Source organism: Mycobacterium simulans (assembly GCF_900232995.1).
In the GTDB taxonomy this organism is placed as follows: domain Bacteria; phylum Actinomycetota; class Actinomycetes; order Mycobacteriales; family Mycobacteriaceae; genus Mycobacterium; species Mycobacterium simulans.
In genome coordinates, this window is record NZ_OCVX01000003.1 from 2,426,183 (window position 1) to 2,447,987 (window position 21,805).

Here is a 21,805-nt window from a genome sequence, read left to right on the forward strand (position 1 = left end):
TCAGTTTCTAGCCGGTGTAACCCTCGACCTGGTCGGCGGGACGGACGTTCGCTTCGCGCGGGTCACCACCGGTTTCGCGCAGCGCGCGCCGCTGGCGAAGCAGGTCCCAGCACTGATCGAGTTCAATTTCAATGCGGCGCAGTTGCTCATGCTCCTCAGACTCGGTGATGTCGCCGTTCTGCAGTCGAGCTCGTAGTGCTTTCTCCGCGGCAACCAGGTCGCGGATGTGAGCCAAGGTCTCGCTGTCCGTCGGTTTCCTGCCGTTACTCATCGCCCCAGTGTGCCCGACATCGGCCGTTTCGGGCGCGTTGACTCGGTAGGCTGCATATCGCCCGTAGCACGGACTTGGGCAAATTTTCCTGAGGGAGGGGAGCCATGGTGGGTTTGAAGGCAGGTGTGGGCCAATCGCCCGCGCCACCCACCGACGCGCGCCGAACTCCGAAATTTCAGCGGCACCCACTGGGCCTTTCCTGGCTCATTGGCCTGGTTGCTATTCCGTTGCTGATAACGGCAATCGGTTACGGTGCCTATGAGCGGCCCGAGGCGGTCACCGGGCCGACTGGCGACCTTCCGACACTGACGACCACCAGCGGCACTCCGAGCGCTCCTGCACTGTCGTTGTCGTTGCTTTCGATTAGTCGCAGCGGCAGCACCATTACTCTTATCGGTGACTGTCCCGATGACGCCGCCAAGGCGGCGCTGATGAAGTCCCTCAAAGGTTTACTGACTCCGGGCGTCAACGTCATCGATCAAATCCGGATCGACCCCATCGTTCATTCGCTCGACTTCTCAAGTGCAGAACCAGTTTTCACGGCCAGCGTGCCGATCCCCGATTTCAGTCTCAAGGTCGAGCTGGACACCATCACGTTGACGGGGACTGCCGCATCGGGTGACCAGAAGGACGCGGTCGAGCGAGCGGCAGTAACTGCTTGGCCCGGGATGAATATCGCCAACAAGATTGCGGCTAAGGGGGCACCGCCTGGACCGCCCGGCGCCGCGCCATGTGCCGACTTGCAAGCAGCCATCAACGCGGTGACGGGCGGGCCGATCTTCTTTGCCGACGACGGGGTAAGCCTGACCCCGGCCGACAATCAGATCCTGACCAGGGTCGCAGACCAGCTCAAGGCATGTCCGAACGCGCGCGTGACGATCAACGGCTACACCGACAACTTCGGCAGCGAGGGCCTTAATATTCCGCTGAGCGCTCAGCGGGCTAACACGGTGGCCGACTTTCTGGTTGCCCACGGCGTCGCGCGCGATCACGTCGTCGCCAAGGGTCTCGGTTCGACCAACCCGATCGCCGGCAACGACACTGCCGAGGGCCGGGCCAAGAATCGCCGCGCCGAGATCGTGGTCAGCTAAGGAGAATCCAGGATGGGCTTCGTGATCCAGTGGTTGTGCTACCTGGCTGCCTTCGTGGCCGGCTCGGCAGTTGCCTGGGTGATCGTCGCCGTGTCGATTAAGGAGAAGAACGAACAAGCGCCCAAAGTCGAGGAAGCACCCACAGAGGAAATGCCCACGGCGGAATTACCGCAGGAAACTGGAGCGCCGTGATGGGCCAGGTGCACTGGTGGCTAGTCGCCCTGTCATTTGTGCTCGGCATGCTGCTGACATTCACGCAGTTGGTTCGCCCCGTCAATCTGCGGGTTCCGGTGCTGGCGACGCCCCGTGCGGTAGTGACGCCCGCCAGGGCGGCTCCGGCGAAGAAGCCCGGCGCCGCGAAAAAGCCAGGGGCACATCCGAAGAAGAGAGCCGTCGCCAAGCGCCCGCCGCGGAAGAGAGTGCCCGCAGCCAAAGGGGCGCCCACCGCGAGGATTCCGGTCGCGAAAGACCTTCCCACAGAGCGGATTCCGGTTGCGAAGGGTGCTGTTGCCGCAGGGGCGCGGTTCGCGCCGTACGGCCCCGGCTCGGCTCGCGCCGAAGCAGATGGCAGCGGACCAGACGGATGGCTGGTGAAGGGTCGCTCGGATACCAGGCTCTATTACACTCCCGACGATCCGGCCTACGACCCGACCGTCGCGCAAGTCTGGTTCGAGGACGAAGAGTGCGCCGCGCGAGCGTTTTTCACGCCGTGGCGCAAGAGCGCGCAACGAAAGTGACTTAGGTCGGCCCCGGCAGGCGCAGCACCAAGCGCGCGCCGCCCAGCGGGCTGTTCTCCAGCGAAGCCGTCCCGCCGTGCAGCTGAGCCTGCTGGGCTACCAGCGCGAGTCCCAGTCCCGAGCCCGAATGCGACGCCGTCGACCCCCGGGAGAACCGATCGAACACCACCTGGCGCTCGTCTTCGGGCACTCCGGTTCCGTTGTCGTCGATGGCGATCTCCACCCCGGCCCGCGAGCTGACCGCGGACAGCTGGACCCGGGTTGCGCCGCCATGCTTGACGGCGTTGGCGATGGCGTTGTCGACGGCCAAGCGCAACCCTGCCGGCAATCCCACGATGATGCAGGTCGGTGACGGCACCAGTGATACGTCGAGGTCGGGGTATATCCGGGTGGCGTCGTGCGCGGCACGGTCGAGCAGGTCGGTGATGTCGACCGGCACGTGATCGTCGGACGTCGACAGCTCGCCCTGGGCCAACCGCTCCAGTGCGCTCAGCGTGGCCTCGATGCGCGACTGGGTGCGGATCACGTCGTTGAGCACTTCTTTGCGCTGGTCGTCGGGTAGATCCAGGGTGGACAGCACTTCGAGGTTGGTCCGCATAGCGGTAAGCGGGGTGCGCAATTCGTGGGAGGACACGGCCGCGAAGTCGCGAGCCGACGCCAGCGCTTCCTTGGTCCGGTTCTGCTCGTTCCAGATGCGCTGCAGCATGCCCCGCATCGCTTCGGCGATCTCGACGGCCTCGCTGGCGCCGTGCACTTCGACGCGCGGCGCCTCGTCGCCCGCATCGATCGACCGGGTCTGCTCGGCCAGCTGTTTGAACGGTCTGACGGCGAACGCCGCCAGCAGCCAGGCGAACACCGCCGCCGCGCCAATGGCGAAAGTACAGATCAGCAACACCCGCCGATGCAGATTGTTGGTCTCGGCGATGGTGGCGTCATAGGTCGCACCGACGGCCACCGACGTGGGTTCGGGCCCCGGGATCTCCACCGTGCGTACCCGGTAGCGCACCCCGCGGATGTAGGTGTCGGCGTAATCCTTTTGCAGCTTCGGCAGCGTGATGTCGGAATTCGACTTGATCACGTTCCCGCGCCGGACGGTGATCAGGGCGTCCTGGTCGTTCGGCGAACGCGGGATCTCATCGAGGCCACGCGGCACGAAGGGGATCGCGAAACCCGCGGCCTCGTCCAGTCGACGGTCCAGCCGCTCCTTGCGGTCGTTGGTGATCCCAACCCAGACGACGGTGCCGACGATGAGCACCGGAATCGCGGCGCCGATGGCCGTCGCGACCACCACACGGGTCCGCAGCGAGGGCGTACGGGCGAAGATCCGCGACAGGATGTTCATTAGCACCGCTGCAGCCTTACTGCATCCTGAGAACGAACCCGACTCCCCGGACCGTGTGCAGCAGCCGGGGGCCGCCGTTGGCCTCTAGCTTGCGTCGCAGGTACCCGATGAAGACGTCGACCACGTTGGTGTCGGCGGCGAAGTCGTAGCCCCAGACCAGCTCGAGCAGTTGGGCCCGGGACAGCACCGCCGTCTTGTGCTCGGCCAGCACCGCCAGCAGGTCGAACTCCCGCTTGGTCAGGTCGACGTCCACGCCGTTGACACGGGCCCGCCGACCGGGAATGTCCACTTCCAGCGGGCCCACGGTGATGGTTTCCGAGGAGGACGTCGCGGTGGCGCCGCGGCGCCGCAGCAGGGCGCGCACCCGCGCCACCAGCTCGGCCAGCACGAACGGTTTGACCAGGTAATCGTCGGCGCCGGCCTCCAAGCCGGCCACTCGGTCGTCGACCGAGCTGCGCGCGGATAGCACGCAGACCGGGACGTCGTTGTCCATGGCTCGTAGCGCGGTGACGACGCTGACGCCGTCCAGCACGGGCATGTTGATGTCGAGCACGATCGCGTCCGGCCGGGTCTCGGTAGCGCTGCGCAGGGCCTCGGCGCCGTCGACGGCGGTGGACACCTCGAATCCGGACAGCCGTAGGCCGCGTTCCAGCGAGGCGAGCACATCGGAATCGTCGTCGACAACCAAGACCCGAGGTGAGGTGACACCAGTGTCCATGCGGCCCATTTTGCCCGATTGTTGGCTGGGGCGCTGTTAGGCGCGACTGCTCGCGGGAGATCGAGCGGGACATCGAATGGTTACGGTTTTGACGCTCGCCTGCGACTGCCCGGCCTCATCATCGAATTCAGATGGCAGGTCAAGACTTTCGTTGTCTTGGCCGCCTTTCGTAATGGGATCGGGAGACAAGTTTCGTCGTGGGTGAATTCACGTGTGCGCCGAAGCGCCGACGGGCGGTCACGGACCTACGACGGCTGACGACCTACCTGATCCCTTACCGGACGCGTTGGATCGTCATCGTCGGGGCCGCGACGGCCAGCCTCGTTGCCACGGTGGGGATCCCGATCATGACGAAGGTCGTCATCGATGGGCCGGTACGCCACCACGACCTGCGGGGACTCTGGACGCTAGGTGCGGCGGCCATGGCCCTCGGCCTCTCCGAGGCGGCGATGCTGTTCATCCGTCGCTGGCTCACCGCGCACGCGACCATGGGCGTCGAAGCCGATATTCGCAGGGAGTTGCACGCTCGTCTGCAGATCCTGCCGATGTCGTTTCACCAGCGATGGCAGTCCGGGCAACTGGTGTCGCGGATCATGAACGATCTCGGCACCATCCGCGACCTGCTGTCCTTCGGTGCGATATTCATGATGCTCAACATTCTCCAGATCACCGTGGTAACAGTGTGCCTGCTGGTGATGTATTGGCCGCTGGGCCTGGTGGTGCTGGGGTCGATCGTGCCGATCGTCGCCACGGTGCTGCACTACCAAGGTGAGTTCACCCTGCTGTCGCGCCACGTCCAGGACCAATCAGGCCACATCGCAACGCATGTCGAGGAGTCCACGCTGGGCCGCGATGTGGTGCTGGCATTCGGGCGCGAAGACCACGTGTTCGACCAGTTCGACGCGGAGGCGACCACGCTATATGACGTCGGCCGGCGCAAGGTGTCGGTGGCCGCGAAGTTCTGGACCACGCTCGAAGTCATCCCGAACCTGGCCTTGATCGTGCTGCTGGGCTTCGGCGCGTACGCGGTAGGACACGGGATGGTAACGATCGGCACCCTGGCCGCGTTCATCACGATGACGCTGTCGCTGGTTTGGCCCGTCACGGCGATGGGCTTCTTGTTGTCGATGACACAGGAAGCGATGACCGCGGCCAACCGGATCGCCGAAATCTTCGATGCCCCTTGTGAAATCGACGGCGGGACAGCGGATCCAGCGCTGGTCGGTTGGCTGGAACTGCGCGACGTTGGCTTCCGGATCCCGGATTCGGAGGGCGACAGATGGCTGTTGCGCCATATCACCGTGACCGTCGCGCCAGGGGAGACGCTCGCTCTCGTCGGCGCCATGTGTTCCGGTAAATCCCTGCTGACGTCGCTGCTGTCGCGGATCTACGACGTCTCGGAGGGGCAGATCCTCATCGACGGCCACGACATCCGTGAGCTGTCCTTGCCCGCCTTGCGCAAGGCGGTGAGCACGGCGTTCGAGGATCCGACGGTGTTCTCGATGTCGGTGGCCGAGAACCTGCGCCTGGGCCGGCCCGATGCCACCGATGCCGACCTGGCTAACGCCATCGAGATCGCCGCGGCGGAGTTCGTCCACGAGCTGCCCTTCGGGCTGGACACCCGCATTGGGGAGCAGGGCCTACGGCTGTCATGTGGGCAGCGCCAGCGGTTGTGCCTGGCTCGGGCGCTGGTTGCCGCTCCGACGGTCCTGGTGATCGATGACGCCTTGTCCGGCCTGGACCCGCGCACCGAGGCCGAGGTGACCGCCGCGTTGCGCCGGGTGCTCAACGGGGTGACCGGCATTGTGGTGGCGCGCCGGCCGTCCACCGTCGCGCTCGCGGACCGGGTGGCGCTGCTGGAGGACGGGACGATCACCCACATTGGCACGCACGCAGAGCTTTTCGCCCAGGTGCCGCGGTATCGGAACCTAATGACTTGCGCGCCAGCAGAGTTGGCGAAACAACTATGACAACACTGGACACCCGGCCCATTCGAGTCCCCGAGGGCACCAACGCCAGCGTCGATCCCGCGATCGACGAGACTCTGACGCACGGGCGAGATGCACGCATGCTGCTGGGCTCGCTGATGCGGCCGCATGCTTTGACGCTGGGACTGTTGCTTCTCGTTGCGATAGTGGAAAACGCTGCACGCCTTACGGTTCCACTGCTGGTACGGCGCGGCATCGATTACGGCATTCCGTCGATCATGCATGGCGGGTCGGCGCGTGCGTTATTGCTGATCGTCGCCATGCTGTGCTTGACGGTGGTTGTCCATGGCTTCAGCCGATGGCTTTTCCTCAACCGCGCCGGGGTCGTTCGTTTGCAGGTGCTGCTGGATCTGCGGCGTCGAGTGTTTCGGCACTTCCAGCAACTCGACACCGCCTTTCACGACCGCTACACAACCGGCCGGGTGGTGAGCCGGCTGACCAATGACGTCGAAGCCGTCCAGGACATGTTGGCTGCCGGGTTCGACTGCCTGATCACCGCGGCGCTCACGCCGATCGGCATAGCGGTCCTGCTGGTCGTGCTCGACTGGCAGCTGGGGTTGATGTGCCTGGCGGTGTTCCCGATCATGCTCGCCCTCGGTGCGTGGTTTCGCGCCGAATCTTCCAAGACCTATCGGGAGGTGCGAGAGAGCACCGCGCTGGTCATCATGCAATTCATCGAGGCGATGGCCGGGATCAAGTCCTTGCAGGCGTACCGGCAGGAGCCGCGCAACCAGGTCGTCTTCGAAGACATCGCCGACCATTACCGGGTGATCAATGAAAAATCCTTCAAACTCGTGGCGGTCTTCGCGCCGGGGGTGAAGGTGATCGGCAACGTCACCATCGGTGTGGTGCTGCTGTACGGCGGGCTGCTGGTGCTGCGCGGCGAAATGACGATCGGGACGTTCGCGGCCTTCCTGCTGTACCTGCGCATGTTTTTCGAGCCGATGCACGAAATCACGCACTTCGTCAATGCCTTTCAGGCAGCGACGTCAGCGCTGGAGAAGTTGGCCGCGGTACTAGGCAGACGGCCCGCAATCGAATTCGTCGACGCACCGATACGGAACTCGGTCCGGGGCGCGCTCGCTGTGAATGACGTGCACTTCGGCTATGCGCCGGGGCGGCCGGTGCTATCGGGGGTCTCCGTTACCGTGCCGGCCGGTCAGATCGTCGCGCTGGTGGGGGCGAGCGGATCTGGCAAGACCACCCTGGCCAAACTATTGGCCAGGTTCCACGACCCGACGTCGGGATCGGTCATGCTGGATGACGTCGATCTGCGTGATCTCGCGCGGTCCGATTTGCGCCGCCATGTCGTGATGGTCACCCAGGAGAGCCATCTGTTCTCCGGCACGATCGCCGACAACATCCGGTTTGGCCGCCCCGGGGCCACGCACGCGGAGGTAGTCGAGGCGGCGAGGGCGATCGACGCGGACCGGTTCATCGCGGCACTCCCCGACGCCTATAACACCGAGATCACCAACGGGGGTGCGCTGCTATCCGCCGGTCAGCGCCAGCTCATTGCCCTGGCGCGGGCATTCCTGGCCGACCCGGCCGTGCTGATCGTGGATGAGGCGACGTCGTCGCTGGATGCCCCCGGTGAGCGCGCGGTGCGACAGGCCCTGAAGACGATGTTTGCGGACAGGACTGTGCTGATTATCTCGCATCGCGTCGTCGAAGGCGTCGACCGAGTGGTGGTGCTCGGCGGGCGGGGTCAGATCGTCGCTGACGGCGCGCCTAGCGATCTGTGGGTTCGGCAGGGCTTGTCGCCGCGAATGTGCTGCGCGACAACTTCACTAAACACCGTGCAGCGGTCGTTGCCCGATGGAGGTTATCTCAACCTCACGATCAACCATTCACCGGATACCCCGGGGCGCCAAAACCGCTAAGGATAGACGGCGGCTTCATAACGCCGAAAATTCCGTGTGCACACCGCGCCGAGAAAGGGACCACATATAGCAGTGTGATCCCGCACCGCGCATCCGTGCGGCCGTACCGAACCCACTGCAATAAGGGGACGAATGGAGCAAGTTATTCTGCTCGACGAGAACGGCTGTGCAACCGGACTGGCCGAAAAACTCTCGATTCACCACCTGCAGACGCCGCTGCACCTGGCCTACTCCTGTTATATCTTCGACTCGAAAGGTCAGATTTTGGTCACAAGGCGGGCCTTTACAAAACGGACATGGCCGGGCATATGGACCAACAGTTGTTGTGGGCATCCAGCGCCCGGCGAGCCTCTTGCTGACGCCGCAAGGAGACGAGCGCGTCAGGAGCTTGGCATTTCCATTGACAACGTCAGGCTGATGTTGCCCGATTTCCGGTACAGAGCCGTCATGAACAACGGCATCGTGGAAAATGAGCTATGCCCGGTGTTGGCGGCGACAACATCGCAAATACCGCAGCCCAACCCGAAGGAAACCGACGCCATTCGCTTTCTCGACTGGTGCAGGTTTGCCGACAGCGTCGCAGATGGGTCGTTTGTCGTGTCGCCCTGGTGTCGCGACCAAGTCTCTGAGCTTGTAAAACTCGGTTCGGGCCCCTCCTGTTGGCCACCAGCATCTGCTCACCTCCTTCCGTCAGCAGCTATCTGGTGAAAGTGGCGGATGACAAATCAACTCCAGCCGGCGGTGGCGTGTTGTCCGATTCTTGCCTGGTCTACTTAGGAAGCGCTTTCAGGGGTGGAATTAATTGCTAGTCCACCCGCACTTGTCGTTTGTGCGATATTATTTGGTGCTACCATGAAAATGGCCGATTTACTGAATGAACACGGGCTCAAGTTGTTCAAGCACGGCGACATTCTGTTCGGGCTATTGTGGGGGCATTTTCGGCAGCCTTATTACTTATGGGGACCGCAGATTTTAGTGCTTTGCAGGTTTCGTTCTAAAGGCATACCAGCGCGGCTGAATGAATTGATGCTGTATTATCCTATTGCCACGCTCATTTATTGCCTGCTGTTTGGACATCGGATACTCTTTGCGATCTTTACTTCGTACACTGTGGCTTATAACCTCACAAAGTTTACTGCGAAAGAGTACGGCTATGTTTAACGGCATACCCCAATAGATGGAGTGTGCCGCGATCCGCGCGGACTAGACACCGAGCGGCTGGTGCTTCAACCGGGTTGGCGCGGATTGGCGCTTGATCGACTGGCCGGGAAAGGCGTCGGTTGGCTGATTTCGCCAGGCAGCCCCGCAGGCTGGTGGAGTGCCCGGTGTGACGCATCCGTCGATGGACAGCGCCAGCTCGTCGCACTTCCCCGTAAGCGCACTCAGATATCTTGCGCGGCGGCACGTCCGGCGGCGCGTCCGGAGAAGACGCATCCCCCCAGGAAGGTGCCTTCCAGCGCGTTGTAGCCGTGCACCCCGCCGCCGCCGAACCCGGCGACCTCCCCGGCGGCATACAAGCCGGGGATCTGTTGACCATCGATGCCCAGGGCGCGCGAGTCAAGGTCGGTTTGTATGCCGCCCAATGTCTTTCGGGTCAGAATGTGCAGCTTCGCAGCGATAAGCGGTCCCGCCTTGGGATCCAGGATGCGGTGCGGGGCGGCGACCCGGCCGAGTCGATCGCCGAGTGCGCGCCGGGCATTGCGGATGCCCTGGACCTGGACGTCCTTGCAGAACGGGTTGACCACCTGCAGATCGCGGGCTTCGATCTGCGCTCGGATGTTGGCCGGATCCAGCAGGGGTTCGTCGGTCAGGGCGTTCATCTTCTCGACGAGTTCCTCGAGGTTATCGGCGATCACGAAATCGGCGCCGTGGGACTTGAATGCCTCTACGGGACCCGTGGCGTCCTTGTTGAGGAACCTCTCCTGCAGAACGGCCTTACGGCTCTTACCGGTGATGTCAGGGTTTTGTTCCGAGCCCGACAGCGCGAACTCCTTCTTGATGATCTTCTGGGTGAGGATGTACCAGGAGTGGTCGTAGTTCGCGATGTCGGGCGTGGTGCGCAGGTACCGCAAGGTACCCAGGGTGTCGTAACCGGGCAGGTAGGGGGCCGGTAGCCGCCGTCCCAGCGCATCGAACCACATCGACGACGGGCCGGGGATGATCCGGATGGCGTGCTTGGGCCAGATGGGGTCCCAGTTGTTGACGCCTTCGGTGTAGTGCCACATCCGGTCGCGGTTGACCAGCCGCACCCCGCTGTCATTGGCGATGTCGAGCATCCGGCCGTCGACGTAGGCGGGCACGCCGGTGATCATCGAGGCCGGCGGGGTGCCCATCCGCTCCGGCCAAAAGCGCCGCACCATCTCGTGGTTGCCGCCGATTCCGCCGGTGGTGATGATTACCGCCTGTGCGGACAGCTCGAACTCGCCGACCTCGTCGCGGTTGGAAGGCGCACCGCGCACTGCGTCATCGGGCGCCAGCACTGCGCCTTTGACCCCGGTGGTGACACCGTTGGTGAAGATCAACTCGTCGACGCGGTGGCGATGGTAGAACGTCACCAGCTTGTCCGCCGCGCTTTGCCGGGCCGAGTCCACGAACGGCTCTACGACTCCGGTGCCGGTGCCCCATGCGATGTGGAAACGAGGCACGGAGTTGCCATGGCCGTTCGCGCGCAGGTCCCCGCGCTCGGCCCACCCCACCGTGGGCATGAATTCGATCCCGAGATCGGTCAGATATGCGCGCTTCTCGCCAGCGGCGAACTCGACATAGGAGCGCGCCCACTTCGCGGCCCAGATGTCTTCGTCGTCGAGTCGGTCGAATGCCGCGCTGCCCGACCAGTCGTTCCAGGCCAACTCCAAGGAGTCCTTGATGCCCAGGCGGCGCTGTTCGGGAGTGTCGACCAAGAAGAGCCCGCCGAACGACCAGAACGCCTGGCCGCCCAAGTTGGCCTCGTTTTCCTGATCGATCACCGCGACCTTCTTGCCTCGGCGGGTCAGCTCGTGGGTCGCGACCAGCCCTGCCAGACCCGCACCGATCACGATGACGTCAGCGTCCATAGCGACAGCCTCCCAGCAGTTGTTATCGGAGCGTCTCGCATTGACCGCTCATGAGAATTCGCGGCGTCAACGGGTCAGGACAACGTTGAGTAGTTGCGTGAGCCAGGCCTTGGCGGCCGCCTGGTCGTTGTCGAGCAGGAGTTGAACGCTGACCCCGTCGTAGGCGGCGATGATGGCACGGGCCGTGTCGCCGACCGTGTCGATCGATTTATGTAACTCGATGCCACTAGCTATGAGCCGCTCTTCAATGACTCGTCGCAATTGGCCGCGGTGGACGGACCAGCGTTGGGCCAGTTCGGGGTTGCGCGCGGCATGCATCAGGAAGTCGATCTTGATGAGCAGCCAGTCGCGGTCGAGCAGCAGGGTCTCGACGATGCGCTCGACCACTCCGGGTAGGTCGGTGATGGCGTCACCGCCTGCCATGGCGGTGCGAACCTGTTCGGCAGTGCGGGCTGCCCACTGGTCGTAAAGGATGTAGAAAAGCTCCTCGAGGCTGTCGAACTGCGAGTAGAACGCCCCGCGGGTGTAGCCGGCCGCCTCGCATACATCCTCAATGGTTACGTGCCCGTAGCCCTTGTCGGCGAACACTCGGAACGCCGCGTCGATGAGGCGAGCGCGTGTTTCGGCGCGACGCTTGGTCACGCGCGCCGGCTTAGGGGCGGAGGTTGTTGGTGACGTCATCTGTGTTGCCTCCGAATCGCTGCGGTAACGATACATTGCCACATCGGATACGGATATGCACATCGAGCGCGCTGGCGAGATCCGATTCTGCCCACGGCTCACGGCGGCAACGGCGTGGGAGGGGTTGGCCGCGGATTTGCACGTGTCGGCGAGTCCCGCCGACATGCTCAGCCACGCCACATACGGCGTCGCCACCGCCCCCATGGCCGCCGCCGCCGGACCCGTCCACGACCCACTGGCCAATTCCGAAATCACCGAGTCGAATGACGCCCGCAACTTCCAAGTGATCTGCGAGCAGGCCAATGCTCATGGCGCCAAGATCCAGGCTGCCGGCAGCAACATGGCTAGCACCGACTCCGCAGTAGGGTCCAGCTGGGGCTGACAACCCCTGCATACCGATCGGCGGAACGATCGGATCATCGGTACACCAGGCCGCTCAACCGCCAGGCGAGTTGGCGGCGCACGGCGGGGACGTGTGCGGCCAACCGCATGGCCGAGTTGCGGATCGGGCGTAACGGGCGCGGCAACGTGGAGACCCGGGTCAGCCGTCCGGTCAGGGTCAGCACCTGCTGTGCCCGTGCACGCTGGCTTGCACTGTAGGCGTCCAATGCCGTGTCGGGCGCGCCGTGGAGCGTGGTGGCCAGTGCTGTGGCTAGTTCGATGGCGTCGGTAATGCCGAGGTTCATGCCTTGACCGCCCGCGGGGCTGTGCACGTGGGCGGCATCGCCGGCAAGCAGTATGCGACCGGCCCGGAAGGTATCGGCGACGCGGTGGTGAATCTTGAATCGCGATCCCCACAGCAGGTCGGTGACCTCGGTGCGGCCCGGTCCGAAAGCGCGGGTGTCCAGCAGGTCCTGGACGAACTCGGCCGTCGGTGATTGCGGTGCGTCCGGGTGCGGCGCGACGATGCGGAACACGCCGTCGGGCAAGGGTGCCAGCACAGTGAGGCCGTCGTTGCCGTAGAACAGGATCACCTCGTCGCGGGGCGCCTCGCCCGCAACGCGAACGTCGGCCAGCGCGAAAGACTCTGCGAATTCGCCACCGGCGAACCCGATGCCGGCCTGATGACGAACCGTGCTGTGGGTGCCGTCGGCGCCCACAACGTAACTCGCCCTTAGGGTTTCACCGTCGTCAAAGATTGCGGTGACGCCGGTCGAATCCTGGGCGATGCGGCTCAAAGTCTTGGGGCGGAGCACTTCACCCCCAAGTTCGTTGAGGCGCTCCTCCAGTAGGCGCTCGGTGTCGGCCTGGGAGATCATCAGTGAGTAGGGGTAGTTCGTTGGCAGGGTGCTGAAGTCGATGGGGATCAGCGTGCGGTCTCCCTGGCGCATCGAGAATCGCGGCGCGACGAGTCCGGCCTTGACCATGCGCCAGGACACGTCGAGGTTCTCGAGTACCTCAAGGCTGCGTGCGTTGGCAACGGCCGCGCGGGAAGTGTTTGCACCCGCCGGCAGCTTGTCGACTATGGCCGCCTGGATGCCTTGATTGAGCAGGGAAGCGGTAAGGGTGAGGCCGGTGGGGCCCGCGCCTACGACCAGGACATCGGTGTCGTTCATAGTGGTTCCTCCTCGTCGCGTTTAGTCAACGCTTGTTGGCATAACTCCATGTTGACGCCGCCTGGACTTGATGTCAACAGTTGTTGGCCTACAATTGTTGACATGCGGAGGTCGTCGGAGGAAACCAAGGCCGTCATCCTGGCGGCGGCGCGTGAACGGTTCGGCACATCGGGCTTTCAGGCCGCCACGATTCGGGCGATCGCCGCTGATGCCGGGATCGATCCCGCGATGGTGATGCGCTACTACGGCAACAAGGACAAACTGTTCGCCGCCGCGGTCGAGTTCGATTTGCGGTTTCCTTCTCTTGAAGGGGCCGACCGCGACGAACTCGGGGGGTTGTTGGTGCGGCACTTTCTCGAACGCTGGGAGGGGGACGAGGCGCTCGTCATCCTGCTGCGCTCCAGCGCCACTAATGACGAAGCCGCGCAACGGATGCGCGAGATCTTCGGGACACAGCTGCAGCCCTTGGTCGCTTCCCTGGTGCCGGCTTCCGAGGCCCGCGTGCGGGCAGGGCTGATTGCCACCCAGATCTTGGGAATGGCGGTGTGCCGCTTCGTGTTACGGCTGCAGCCGGTCGTTGAGATGACGCGCGACGAGGTGGTCGAGTGGCTCGGCCCGACGATCCAGCGCTACCTGGGGCCGGCTGGCTGACGGTATCCACGGCGGTGCAGCGCCTCGAAGACTTTGCGCGAGATGTGTTCGGGATGGTCTTCGGCGATCACCCTGATGACGACCCAGCCAAGTTCTTCTAACGCCTTCTGTCGGCGTATGTCGTGCACATATTGGCGCCGGACGGTTCGGTGCTGGTCGCCGTCGTACTCGGCCGCGACCTTGAACCGTTCCCAGCCCATGTCGAGGAGGGCGACCGTTCGGTAGTTGGCTACCAGCGGAATTTGGGTCTGCGGAGTCGGTAATCCCGCGTCGATCAGCAGCAGCCGTAGCCATGTCTCTTTTGGAGATGCCGCGCCAGGATCGACTCGGAGGAGGACCTTCTTGACCTGCCGGATGCCCCGGCCACCGGGGTGCCGCTTAGCGATCAGCAGTCCCTCCTCGACAGAGAATGGTGTGGCCCGCATGAGCGCGTCGAGCCGGGCCACCGCCGCTGCGGCGGGCAATTGCCGTCCCAAATCGAACGCCGTCCGCGCGGGTGTGGTGACCGGTAGCCCCGCGACGCGGGTGACTTCGTCGCGGTCGAGGCGCCAGTTGCGGGTGATCACGCCAGCGGGTGGGGAGGGGGTGCGCCAGATCAGCTCGACGGGCTCGTCGTCGTCGATCCAATTGGACCCGTGCAGTGCCGCAGCGGCGAGCCCGGCGAGGACACCGCGTTGACCCGACCACAGCCACGCCGCTTCGGAGCGTCTGCGCAGTGTGAGTGGTGTGTCTGCGGCGAGGTAGACGTCGGGATAGATTGCGCGGTAACGGGTCCGCAGCTGGTAGCGGCTTAGCTTGCCTTGGCGTAGGGCTTCGCTGCCAACGATGACTTCCCTCATGCTCCGTAGGACGCCGTCGCCGGCTGGGGGGTTTCACTTCGCTGAGATTCAAGTCAGGCACACGTTTTTCGGCGCGTCGTGTGCGTGACGTTAGTGTCGCGGGTTGAGGGGCAGGCCGATGCGGCGGTACCGCTGCAGTCGAGCGGCGAGGCGTTCGGGGGCTGGCATTTCACGCAGCGCGTCGAGTTCGGAGGCGATGGCGCTGGACAGTCGCTCACAGAACTCGACCGGCTCGTCCGCCGCGTCGGGAAGCTCAGGCACGATCGCGTCGACAATCCCGGACACCAGCAGGTCCGCCGACCGAATGCCTTGGGCCGCAGCCAGTTCCGGGGCATGAGTGATGTCGCGGAAAACGATGGCGCTGGCGCCCTCCGGCGGTAAGGGCGCCAGCCAGCCGTGCAGCGCGGCCAGCACCCGGTCGGCTGGCACCATCGCCAGCGCCGGTCCGCCGCTGCCCTGGCCAAGCAGGACCGACACCGTCGGGGTGTCCAGTGTGACGAGCTCGGCGAGGCACTGCGCGATCTGGCCCGCCAGCCCGCCCTGCTCGGCCTCGACCGGCAACGCCGGGCCGGCGGTGTCGATGACGAGCACCAGCGGTAGGCGTAGTTCGGCGGCAAGCGCCATTCCGCGGCGCGCCTCCCGCAATGAGGCCGGCCCAACGATCCCCCCGACGACCCGCCGCTGGCCGAGCACCACCGCGGGCTGACCGGCAAATCGCGCCAGCGCCAGCAGCATGGTCGCCGCCTCTTCGGGCCCGGTTTCGGAGAGCAACACGACCTCCGTGCCGCCGTGTCGTAGCAGGTCATCGACCCCCGGCCGGTCTGGTCGTCGCGATGTGACCACCGAGTCCCACGCCGCTATCTCGGGTATCGGTTCGGACTGCGGTGCTGCGGGTAGCGGGCCGGGGGCGTCGGAGATCACCGTCAGCGCCCGGTGCAGCGTTCGTCGCAACCCGTCGAGCGGAACGACGTCATCGATCAACCCGCGGCGCTGTAGGTTCTCCGCGGTCTGGATGCCGGGGGGGAATGGTTCGCCGTAGATCTGCTCGTAGACCCGTGGGCCGAGCAGTCCGATCAGTGCTCCCGGCTGCGCGAGGGTGATATGGCCCAGCGAACCCCACGACGCGAAAACCCCGCCGGTGGTCGGATGGCGCAGGTAAACCAGATAGGGGAGATGTGCTTGTTTGTGCAGCCGGACTGCCGCGGCAATCTTCACCATCTGCAGAAACGCGACTGTGCCCTCCTGCATGCGGGTGCCGCCCGAACTCGGCGACGCCAGCAGCGGCAGCCGCTCGGCTGTTGCGCGCTCCACCGCCGCGGTGATCCGTTCGGCCGCCGCCACCCCGATCGAGCCGCCCAGGAAGTCGAATTCGCAGACCACTACGGCCACCCGGCGTCCGAAGACGCGCTCCTCGCCGGTCAGCACCGATTCGTCACGGCCGGTGGCGGCGCGGGCGGCGGCCAGGTCGCGGGAGTATGACTCGCTGACTGGTATGGAAAGCGGCTCGCTGTCCCAGCTGGCGAAAGAGCCCTCGTCCAGCACCGCGTCCCGCAGTTGATCGGTCGTGATACGACTCACAGCGACGAGGCTATATATCCTGACCCCCATGATCGGCATTACCCAGACCGAAGCCGTTATGACCATCGAGCTGCAGCGGCCCGAGCGGCGCAACGCGCTGAATTCCCAGTTGGTCGAGGAGCTGCGCGAGGCCGTGCTGAAGGCCGGCGACGGGTCCGTTCGGGCCATCGTGTTGACGGGCCAGGGCACGGCGTTTTGCGCCGGGGCGGACCTCTCCGGAGACGCATTCGCCGCGGACTACCCCGACCGGCTCATCGAGCTACATCGGGTCCTGGATCAGACATTGATACCGGTGATCGGCGCCATCAACGGGCCCGCCATTGGCGCGGGCCTGCAGCTGGCCATGCAGTGCGACCTTCGGGTCGTGGCTCCGGAAGCGTTCTTTCAGTTTCCGACGTCGAAATATGGCTTGGCCCTTGATAATTGGAGCATCCGCCGATTGTCCTCGCTGGTCGGTCACGGACGGGCCCGCGCGATGCTGCTGACCGCGGAGAAGCTGACCGCCGAGATGGCGCTGCACACCGGTATGGCCAACCGCATCGGGACCTTGGCTGACGCTCAAGAGTGGGCCACCGAGATCGCGGGTCTGGCGCCGCTGGCCATACAGCACGCCAAGCGGGTACTCAACGACGACGGTTCCATCGAGGAACCGGGGCCCGAACACAAGGAGCTCTTCGACAAGGCTTGGGGCAGCCAGGATGTCATCGAGGCGCAGATTGCCCGGGTGGAGAAGCGGCCGCCGAGGTTCCAGGGGGCTTAACTGCCATGACGCGCCGAGCGCTGCGACTGGCAGCCGGTACCGCCTCGCTAGCGGCGGGGGGCTGGCTGTTGCGTGCGCTGCACGGCGCACCCGCGGCCCCCGGGGCCGATCCCTCGTCGATCCAGGCCGTGTCGGAGGGCTCTCCGAACTATCGCGACGGCTCCTTCGTCAACCTCGACCCGGCCTCGATGTACGTCATGGACCGCGAGCAATTGCGGCTCATCGCATGGGAGTTGGTCGGGGCGCGCAGTACCAGACGGCCCGCGGCGCCGATTCCGTTGGCGGCGCCGGAGATTTTTCGGGGTGATGCAAGCCGGCTCGCGGTGAGCTGGTTCGGGCACTCGACGGCACTGGTGGAAATCGACGGGTAACGGGTGCTGACGGATCCGGTGTGGAGTGATCGGTGCTCGCCGTCGGATCTCGTCGGCCCGCAGCGGCTGCATCCGCCACCGGTGCAGCTGGAAGGCCTGCCCGCTGTTGATGCGGTGGTCATCAGTCATGACCACTACGACCATCTCGACATCGACACCGTGCGCGGGTTGGCCCGGACGCAGCGAGCGCCGTTCTTCGTCCCGCTGGGCGTGGGTGCCCATTTGCGGTCATGGGGGATTCCGGAGCAACGGATCGTCGAGCTGGACTGGAACCAGAGCGCACAGGTCGACGAGCTCACGGTGATTTGCATGCCGGCGCGGCACTTTTCGGGGCGTTTCTTTAGCCGGAACAACACGTTGTGGGCGTCGTGGGCGTTTATTGGGCCCGGCCATCGTGCGTATTTTGGCGGTGACACCGGCTACACCAAGAGCTTCGCCCAGATCGGCGCGGACCACGGGCCGTTCGACCTGACCCTGATGCCGATTGGGGCCTACAACACGGCGTGGCCGGACATCCACATGAACCCGGAGGAAGCGGTCCGGGCACACCTGGATGTCAGCGAATCGGGGCTGTTGGTGCCGATTCACTGGGGCACGTTCCGGCTGGCTCCGCACCCGTGGGCGGAGCCGGTCGAGCGGGTGCTGAAAGCGGCTGAACCGGACGGGGTTCAGGTGGCCGTGCCGTTGCCCGGCCAGCGGATCGACCCCGCTGCGCCGTTGCGATTCAACCCGTGGTGGCGGTTGTAAGCTCACACGCCTTACCGCGCTTATTTCTCGGTGGGAGTTCCCGGAAAAACCAGCGCAATCGGATGGGCCAGCACGAGTCGAGCCATCTCATTAATGAACACATCCTTGGCGATCGGCGGTCGCTCGACGACGTAGCGTATCGGCGCACCAAGCAGTTGGACGATGATCCACGTCGCGGCATCGATGTCCATGTCTGCCGGCGGATTGGGAACTGCCAGCATATATCCCCTAATGATTTCGCTGATCAGTTTTTCCACCGGCTTGATCAAGTCCGCTCCGCTATAACCCGGCAATTGTCCGGAGATTATTTGCAAGATTTCGGGCCGTTCAAGCATGGAATCGACGTATATTCGCACAGCCGCTGGCACCAGAATTGAGCGCCTGCACTCGGATTTGAACAATTGGTGCAATTTGGTTGAGACTTCGTCCTGCAGCTGCCGGGTATAGTCTGCGACCATCGCCTCCAGGATCGCGTCCTTATTGGGAAAGTATTGGTACAGCGAGCCAGGGCTGATGCCGGCCGCGGCAGCGATCCGATTCGTCGACACACCGCCGTAGCCGCGCTCTTTGAGAACCCTCGCGGCCGCATCGAGGATGCGTTGGACAGTTTCCCTCGACCGTTCCTGCGCCGGCGTCTTGCGGGCAATCACATGGGGCACGGCGGTCATGATATGTCAGTCAACGACCCCTCAGGGAGAAGGTTTAGCGCCGACTTGCCGAGCGCGCTTGGCTTCCTCGAGGGTTCGGTACTCCACTCAAAACAACGCAAGCAACCCACCGCGACCAAGCAATTAAATGCGAGCAGTTGCGGGCGTGTCGTCGTATGTGTCCGAGCTGACCAGCGGTTTTTGCGCTGAGATTGCGCTACAGAAAACGAATTGAATGCGAGCGATCGCTCGTGTTTATCTTTCCCCGGATAGCGGCAAAAGGAAGAAATTCCTAGACAGTTTCGATCCCCGCGATGCCGTCGCGACGGAGTTGATATGAGCTGCTGGGTCGTCGAGAAATGGGGTTGATATGCCGTTTGTGATCGCCACGCCAGCGGAGCCGAGGGCAGCCGTCGACGGGCCTCTCGTGTGCGCTCAACCGCACTACGCCGGGAGGTCGATGTGAAGGTCACGCCGTTGGAGCCGCTCGCGGGCATGTCAGCGACGGCGCTACGCCGACTGGTGTTCGGTGTCACGATCGCCAGGCTGCCGCTCGCTCTCGGGTTTTTCTTCTGCTCGTATTTTTCGAACGGTCAGGCACGATCGACAATGGTCGCGCTTTGCGTGCTAGTCGAGGTCAGCGACGTTCTTGACGGTTACCTGGCGCGCCGGTTAGGCGTAGTAACGCCACTAGGGGCAATGGCCGACAGCACCGTAGACCACGTGGCGCGTACGACCGAGGCGGTGGCTCTCGTCGCCGTCGGCGTCTTTCCAGCCTCACTCCTCGTGGTGATGATCGGGCGCGATGCCGTGGTTGCGACGGTTCGGCAGCTCTCGCTTCGCCGGTCGGGCGTTGGCGCCGGCACGCGGCGTAGCGGAAAGATCAAAGGAATCGCTCAGGGCTTCTGCATAGTGACCCTGACCAGCTATTACGCATTAGCGTCGCACCCGACCGCGGCCTGGCTCATGTTGAGTTCTGTAGTCGTCACCGCCGCGTTCCTAGCTACCGCGGTCTCACTGGTCGACTATTCGGTTGCGTATTGGCGATCGGCGAGACCGCTACGCCTAGAGACTCAAGCGACGGCGCCCGGTTTGTAGGCCGGTTGCGCACTGACTTCAACCGCCGGTTCCTGGAAAGGCCTGCGCAATCGGATGGCCCAGCACCAGTCGCGTCAGCTCGTGGACAAACACATCCTTGGCGATAGGCGGTCGCTCGACGACGTAGCGTATCGGCACTTCAAGGAGCTGGACGATGACCCACGTCGCGCCATCGACGTCCAGATCGGCGGGCGGATCGGGAACTGCCAGCATGTATCCCTTGATGAGTTCGCTGACCAGATTTTCGACGGGTTTGATCACGTCCGCGGCGCTATATCCCGGCAGCTGTCCGGAGATCACGCGCAAGATTTCGGGTCGTTCAAACATGGCGTCGACGCATATCCGCACTGCCTGCGGTATCAGAGCTAAGCGGTTGCCGTCGGGTTTGAACAGATCGTGCAATTTGGTCGAAATTTCGTCCTGCAGTTGCTCCGTATAGTCGGCGACCATCGCCTTCAGGATCGCGTCTTTATTGGGAAAGTATTGATACAGCGAGCCAGGGCTGATGCCAGCCGCGGCGGCGATCCGATTCGTCGACGCACCGCCGTACCCGCGTTCTTTCAGGATCCTTGCGGCCGCATCAAGGATGCGTTGGACAGTTTCCCTCGACCGCTCTTGCGCTGGTGTCTTGCGAGCAATCAGATGGGGCACGGAGTCATGATAGGCGCGTCAACAGCCGCTTCGCGGCAGAACGTTTTAGCTTCGACCCGTCCCACGCTCTGGCTTCTTCGAGGTCGCGCTTCGGTGCACATCGGCAGCGCGGTTTCAGCATCCGACGATGATCACCTTCTCAGTCGTACTCCGCTCAACCAACCACCGCGACCAAGCAACCGAATGCGAGCAGTTGTCGGCGCGTCACCCCATACATCCGCGCTGACCAGCCGTTTTTGACCTGAGACTGCGCTACGGAAAACGAATTGAATGCGAGCGATCGCTCGTGTTTATCTTTCCTCGGATAGCGGCGTTTCGTAAAAGGGAAATTCCTAGCCAGTTTTCGCCGCGATGCGTTCGAGGACCCCGTTGGGAGGTTTCGCATGTCATTCGTATTCGCAGCGCCCGAGGCGCTGGTGGCGGCGGCGACGAGTGCGGTGAGTATCGGGTCGGAGATCAGCGCGGCCAACGCGGCCGCGGCGGCTCCGACTATCTCGGTGCTGGCGGCCGGCGCCGATGAGGTGTCGGCGGGGATTGCGGCGCTGTTTCGCGCACACGCGCAGAGCTATCAGGCCTTGGCCACGCACGCGGCGGCTTTTCACGACCAATTTGTGCACAACCTGGCAACCAGCGCGGGCCTCTATAGCGGCGCCGAAGTCGCTAACGCGAACCCGATGCAGCAGGCGCTGGCCGCGGCGAGCGGGGTGCAACAGGACGCATTGGGCGCGGTCAACGCGCCCTTCCAGGCGCTGACCGGGCGCCCGGTGATCGGCAACGGCGCCGACGGGACGGCGGCCTCGCCCAACGGCGGGGATGGCGGCTGGCTGTACGGCAACGGCGGCAACGGCTGGAACAGCACCGTGGCCAACCAGGCCGGCGGCAACGGCGGAAACGCCGGGCTGTGGGGCAACGGCGGACGTGGTGGCGCCGGCGGCGGCGACCAAAGTAGCTTCGTGGCCGGCGGGGCGGGCGGTCAGGGTGGTAATGGCGGGTGGCTGTTCGGCAACGGGGGGGGCGGGGGGGGCGGGGGGGGGGGGGGGCGCCTTTCCCCAACGGGGGGGCCCCCCCTGCTCTTTTAAAAAACTCCCGGCCCCCGCGACAGGGCGAAAAATCCGGAGGCCGCCTTTTGTTGTAAAAAAAAAA

20 protein-coding genes and 4 pseudogenes are annotated in these 21,805 nt (G+C 64.3%); 13 read left to right on the top strand and 11 right to left on the bottom strand.

The genetic code is table 11. From position 1 onward, the window contains the following. Nucleotides 1-7: 7 nt before the first annotated feature. Complete coding sequence (locus MSIMFI_RS11800) at nt 8-271, bottom strand: DUF2630 family protein (RefSeq protein WP_186244589.1); 264 nt, start codon at nt 269-271, stop codon at nt 8-10. A 107-nt stretch (nt 272-378) separates the two neighbouring features. Here MSIMFI_RS11800 and arfA point away from each other — a divergent pair, with 107 nt between their 5' ends. The 3 genes from arfA to arfC are packed head-to-tail and all read left to right on the top strand — an operon-like array spanning nt 379 to nt 2,099. After that, nucleotides 379-1,362 carry a channel-forming protein ArfA/OmpATb gene (gene arfA / locus MSIMFI_RS11805; RefSeq protein ID WP_191498153.1) on the top strand — a complete coding sequence of 328 codons (984 nt, stop codon included), beginning with the start codon at nt 379-381 and terminating at the stop codon, nt 1,360-1,362. Between the two features lie 12 nt (nt 1,363-1,374). Next, nucleotides 1,375-1,554, top strand: coding sequence for a channel accessory protein ArfB (gene arfB / locus MSIMFI_RS11810; RefSeq protein WP_186244588.1), 180 nt, complete (start codon nt 1,375-1,377; stop codon nt 1,552-1,554). After that, entirely contained in the window at nt 1,554-2,099 is a 546-nt protein-coding gene (gene arfC, locus MSIMFI_RS11815) for a channel accessory protein ArfC, sunset domain variant (protein ID WP_191497337.1), read from the top strand. The genes arfB and arfC overlap by 1 nt, the downstream gene beginning before the upstream one ends. Nucleotide 2,100: 1 nt before the next feature. Here the strand turns inward: arfC and prrB are convergent, their stop codons facing one another. Both prrB and prrA read right to left on the bottom strand, forming a co-directional pair. Continuing rightward, nucleotides 2,101-3,441, bottom strand: a complete 1,341-nt coding sequence (prrB, locus tag MSIMFI_RS11820; RefSeq protein ID WP_186244587.1) for a two-component system sensor histidine kinase PrrB — start codon at nt 3,439-3,441, stop codon at nt 2,101-2,103. Nucleotides 3,442-3,457: 16 nt separating this feature from the next. Then, nucleotides 3,458-4,168, bottom strand: coding sequence for a two-component system response regulator PrrA (prrA, locus tag MSIMFI_RS11825; protein ID WP_191497338.1), 711 nt, complete (start codon nt 4,166-4,168; stop codon nt 3,458-3,460). A 188-nt stretch (nt 4,169-4,356) separates the two neighbouring features. Between prrA and MSIMFI_RS11830 the strand changes: the two genes are divergently transcribed. From MSIMFI_RS11830 to MSIMFI_RS11845, 4 genes are all read left to right on the top strand, one after another. Continuing rightward, nucleotides 4,357-6,129 (top strand): ABC transporter ATP-binding protein, encoded by a 1,773-nt coding sequence (locus MSIMFI_RS11830; protein ID WP_191497339.1) that lies wholly within the window; start codon nt 4,357-4,359, stop codon nt 6,127-6,129. Then, a complete protein-coding gene (locus MSIMFI_RS11835; protein WP_191497340.1) occupies nt 6,126-8,030 on the top strand; it encodes an ABC transporter ATP-binding protein in 1,905 nt (634 codons plus the stop codon). The genes MSIMFI_RS11830 and MSIMFI_RS11835 overlap by 4 nt, the downstream gene beginning before the upstream one ends. A 132-nt stretch (nt 8,031-8,162) precedes the next feature. Next, on the top strand, nt 8,163-8,738 hold the full coding sequence (idi, locus tag MSIMFI_RS11840; RefSeq protein ID WP_191497341.1) for an isopentenyl-diphosphate Delta-isomerase: 576 nt from the start codon (nt 8,163-8,165) through the stop codon (nt 8,736-8,738). Between the two features lie 144 nt (nt 8,739-8,882). Then, a complete protein-coding gene (locus tag MSIMFI_RS11845) occupies nt 8,883-9,191 on the top strand; it encodes a hypothetical protein (protein WP_191497342.1) in 309 nt (102 codons plus the stop codon). A 221-nt stretch (nt 9,192-9,412) separates the two neighbouring features. Here the strand turns inward: MSIMFI_RS11845 and MSIMFI_RS11850 are convergent, their stop codons facing one another. The 3 genes and pseudogenes from MSIMFI_RS11850 to MSIMFI_RS29640 all read right to left on the bottom strand — a co-directional run. Continuing rightward, the gene (locus MSIMFI_RS11850; RefSeq protein ID WP_191497343.1) at nt 9,413-11,083 is read right to left on the bottom strand and encodes an FAD-binding dehydrogenase; all 1,671 of its coding nucleotides are present in this window, start codon (nt 11,081-11,083) and stop codon (nt 9,413-9,415) included. 66 nt (nt 11,084-11,149) lie between these two features. After that, nucleotides 11,150-11,725, bottom strand: a complete 576-nt coding sequence (locus MSIMFI_RS11855; protein WP_224770257.1) for a TetR/AcrR family transcriptional regulator — start codon at nt 11,723-11,725, stop codon at nt 11,150-11,152. Between the two features lie 204 nt (nt 11,726-11,929). Further along, a pseudogene (locus MSIMFI_RS29640) lies at nt 11,930-12,019 on the bottom strand (PPE domain-containing protein); the annotation flags it as partial. A 16-nt stretch (nt 12,020-12,035) separates the two neighbouring features. On the opposite strand from MSIMFI_RS29640, the pseudogene MSIMFI_RS11860 reads away from it, so the two are divergent. Continuing rightward, nucleotides 12,036-12,146 (top strand): annotated as a pseudogene (locus MSIMFI_RS11860) (type VII secretion protein EsxI); the annotation flags it as partial. A 34-nt stretch (nt 12,147-12,180) separates the two neighbouring features. Here MSIMFI_RS11860 and MSIMFI_RS11865 read toward each other — a convergent pair. After that, nucleotides 12,181-13,320: an FAD-dependent monooxygenase gene (locus tag MSIMFI_RS11865; RefSeq protein WP_186244580.1), complete on the bottom strand. Its 1,140-nt coding sequence runs from the start codon at nt 13,318-13,320 to the stop codon at nt 12,181-12,183. A gap of 102 nt (nt 13,321-13,422) precedes the next feature. Here MSIMFI_RS11865 and MSIMFI_RS11870 point away from each other — a divergent pair, with 102 nt between their 5' ends. After that, entirely contained in the window at nt 13,423-13,971 is a 549-nt protein-coding gene (locus MSIMFI_RS11870) for a TetR/AcrR family transcriptional regulator (RefSeq protein ID WP_186244579.1), read from the top strand. Here MSIMFI_RS11870 and MSIMFI_RS11875 read toward each other — a convergent pair. Together MSIMFI_RS11875 and MSIMFI_RS11880 are read right to left on the bottom strand one after the other, a co-directional pair. Then, nucleotides 13,950-14,810, bottom strand: coding sequence for an endonuclease domain-containing protein (locus MSIMFI_RS11875; RefSeq protein ID WP_191497345.1), 861 nt, complete (start codon nt 14,808-14,810; stop codon nt 13,950-13,952). The genes MSIMFI_RS11870 and MSIMFI_RS11875 overlap by 22 nt on opposite strands. A 90-nt stretch (nt 14,811-14,900) precedes the next feature. Then, nucleotides 14,901-16,388, bottom strand: coding sequence for an acetyl-coenzyme A carboxylase carboxyl transferase subunits beta/alpha (locus MSIMFI_RS11880; RefSeq protein ID WP_191497346.1), 1,488 nt, complete (start codon nt 16,386-16,388; stop codon nt 14,901-14,903). Between the two features lie 28 nt (nt 16,389-16,416). On the opposite strand from MSIMFI_RS11880, the gene MSIMFI_RS11885 reads away from it, so the two are divergent. Together MSIMFI_RS11885 and MSIMFI_RS11890 are read left to right on the top strand one after the other, a co-directional pair. Next, nucleotides 16,417-17,148, top strand: coding sequence for an enoyl-CoA hydratase (locus MSIMFI_RS11885; RefSeq protein WP_191497347.1), 732 nt, complete (start codon nt 16,417-16,419; stop codon nt 17,146-17,148). A 5-nt stretch (nt 17,149-17,153) separates the two neighbouring features. Further along, nucleotides 17,154-18,266, top strand: a pseudogene (locus tag MSIMFI_RS11890) (MBL fold metallo-hydrolase). Nucleotides 18,267-18,286: 20 nt separating this feature from the next. On the opposite strand, the gene MSIMFI_RS11895 reads toward MSIMFI_RS11890, so the two are convergent. Further along, the gene (locus MSIMFI_RS11895) at nt 18,287-18,925 is read right to left on the bottom strand and encodes a TetR/AcrR family transcriptional regulator (protein ID WP_224770159.1); all 639 of its coding nucleotides are present in this window, start codon (nt 18,923-18,925) and stop codon (nt 18,287-18,289) included. Between the two features lie 450 nt (nt 18,926-19,375). Between MSIMFI_RS11895 and MSIMFI_RS11900 the strand changes: the two genes are divergently transcribed. Next, on the top strand, nt 19,376-20,011 hold the full coding sequence (locus MSIMFI_RS11900; RefSeq protein WP_191497349.1) for a CDP-alcohol phosphatidyltransferase family protein: 636 nt from the start codon (nt 19,376-19,378) through the stop codon (nt 20,009-20,011). An 18-nt stretch (nt 20,012-20,029) separates the two neighbouring features. Here the strand turns inward: MSIMFI_RS11900 and MSIMFI_RS11905 are convergent, their stop codons facing one another. Further along, nucleotides 20,030-20,662 carry a TetR/AcrR family transcriptional regulator gene (locus tag MSIMFI_RS11905; protein WP_191497350.1) on the bottom strand — a complete coding sequence of 211 codons (633 nt, stop codon included), beginning with the start codon at nt 20,660-20,662 and terminating at the stop codon, nt 20,030-20,032. Nucleotides 20,663-21,045: 383 nt separating this feature from the next. Between MSIMFI_RS11905 and MSIMFI_RS11910 the strand changes: the two are divergent. Next, nucleotides 21,046-21,723, top strand: a pseudogene (locus MSIMFI_RS11910) (PE family protein); the annotation flags it as partial. Nucleotides 21,724-21,805: the final 82 nt, after the last annotated feature.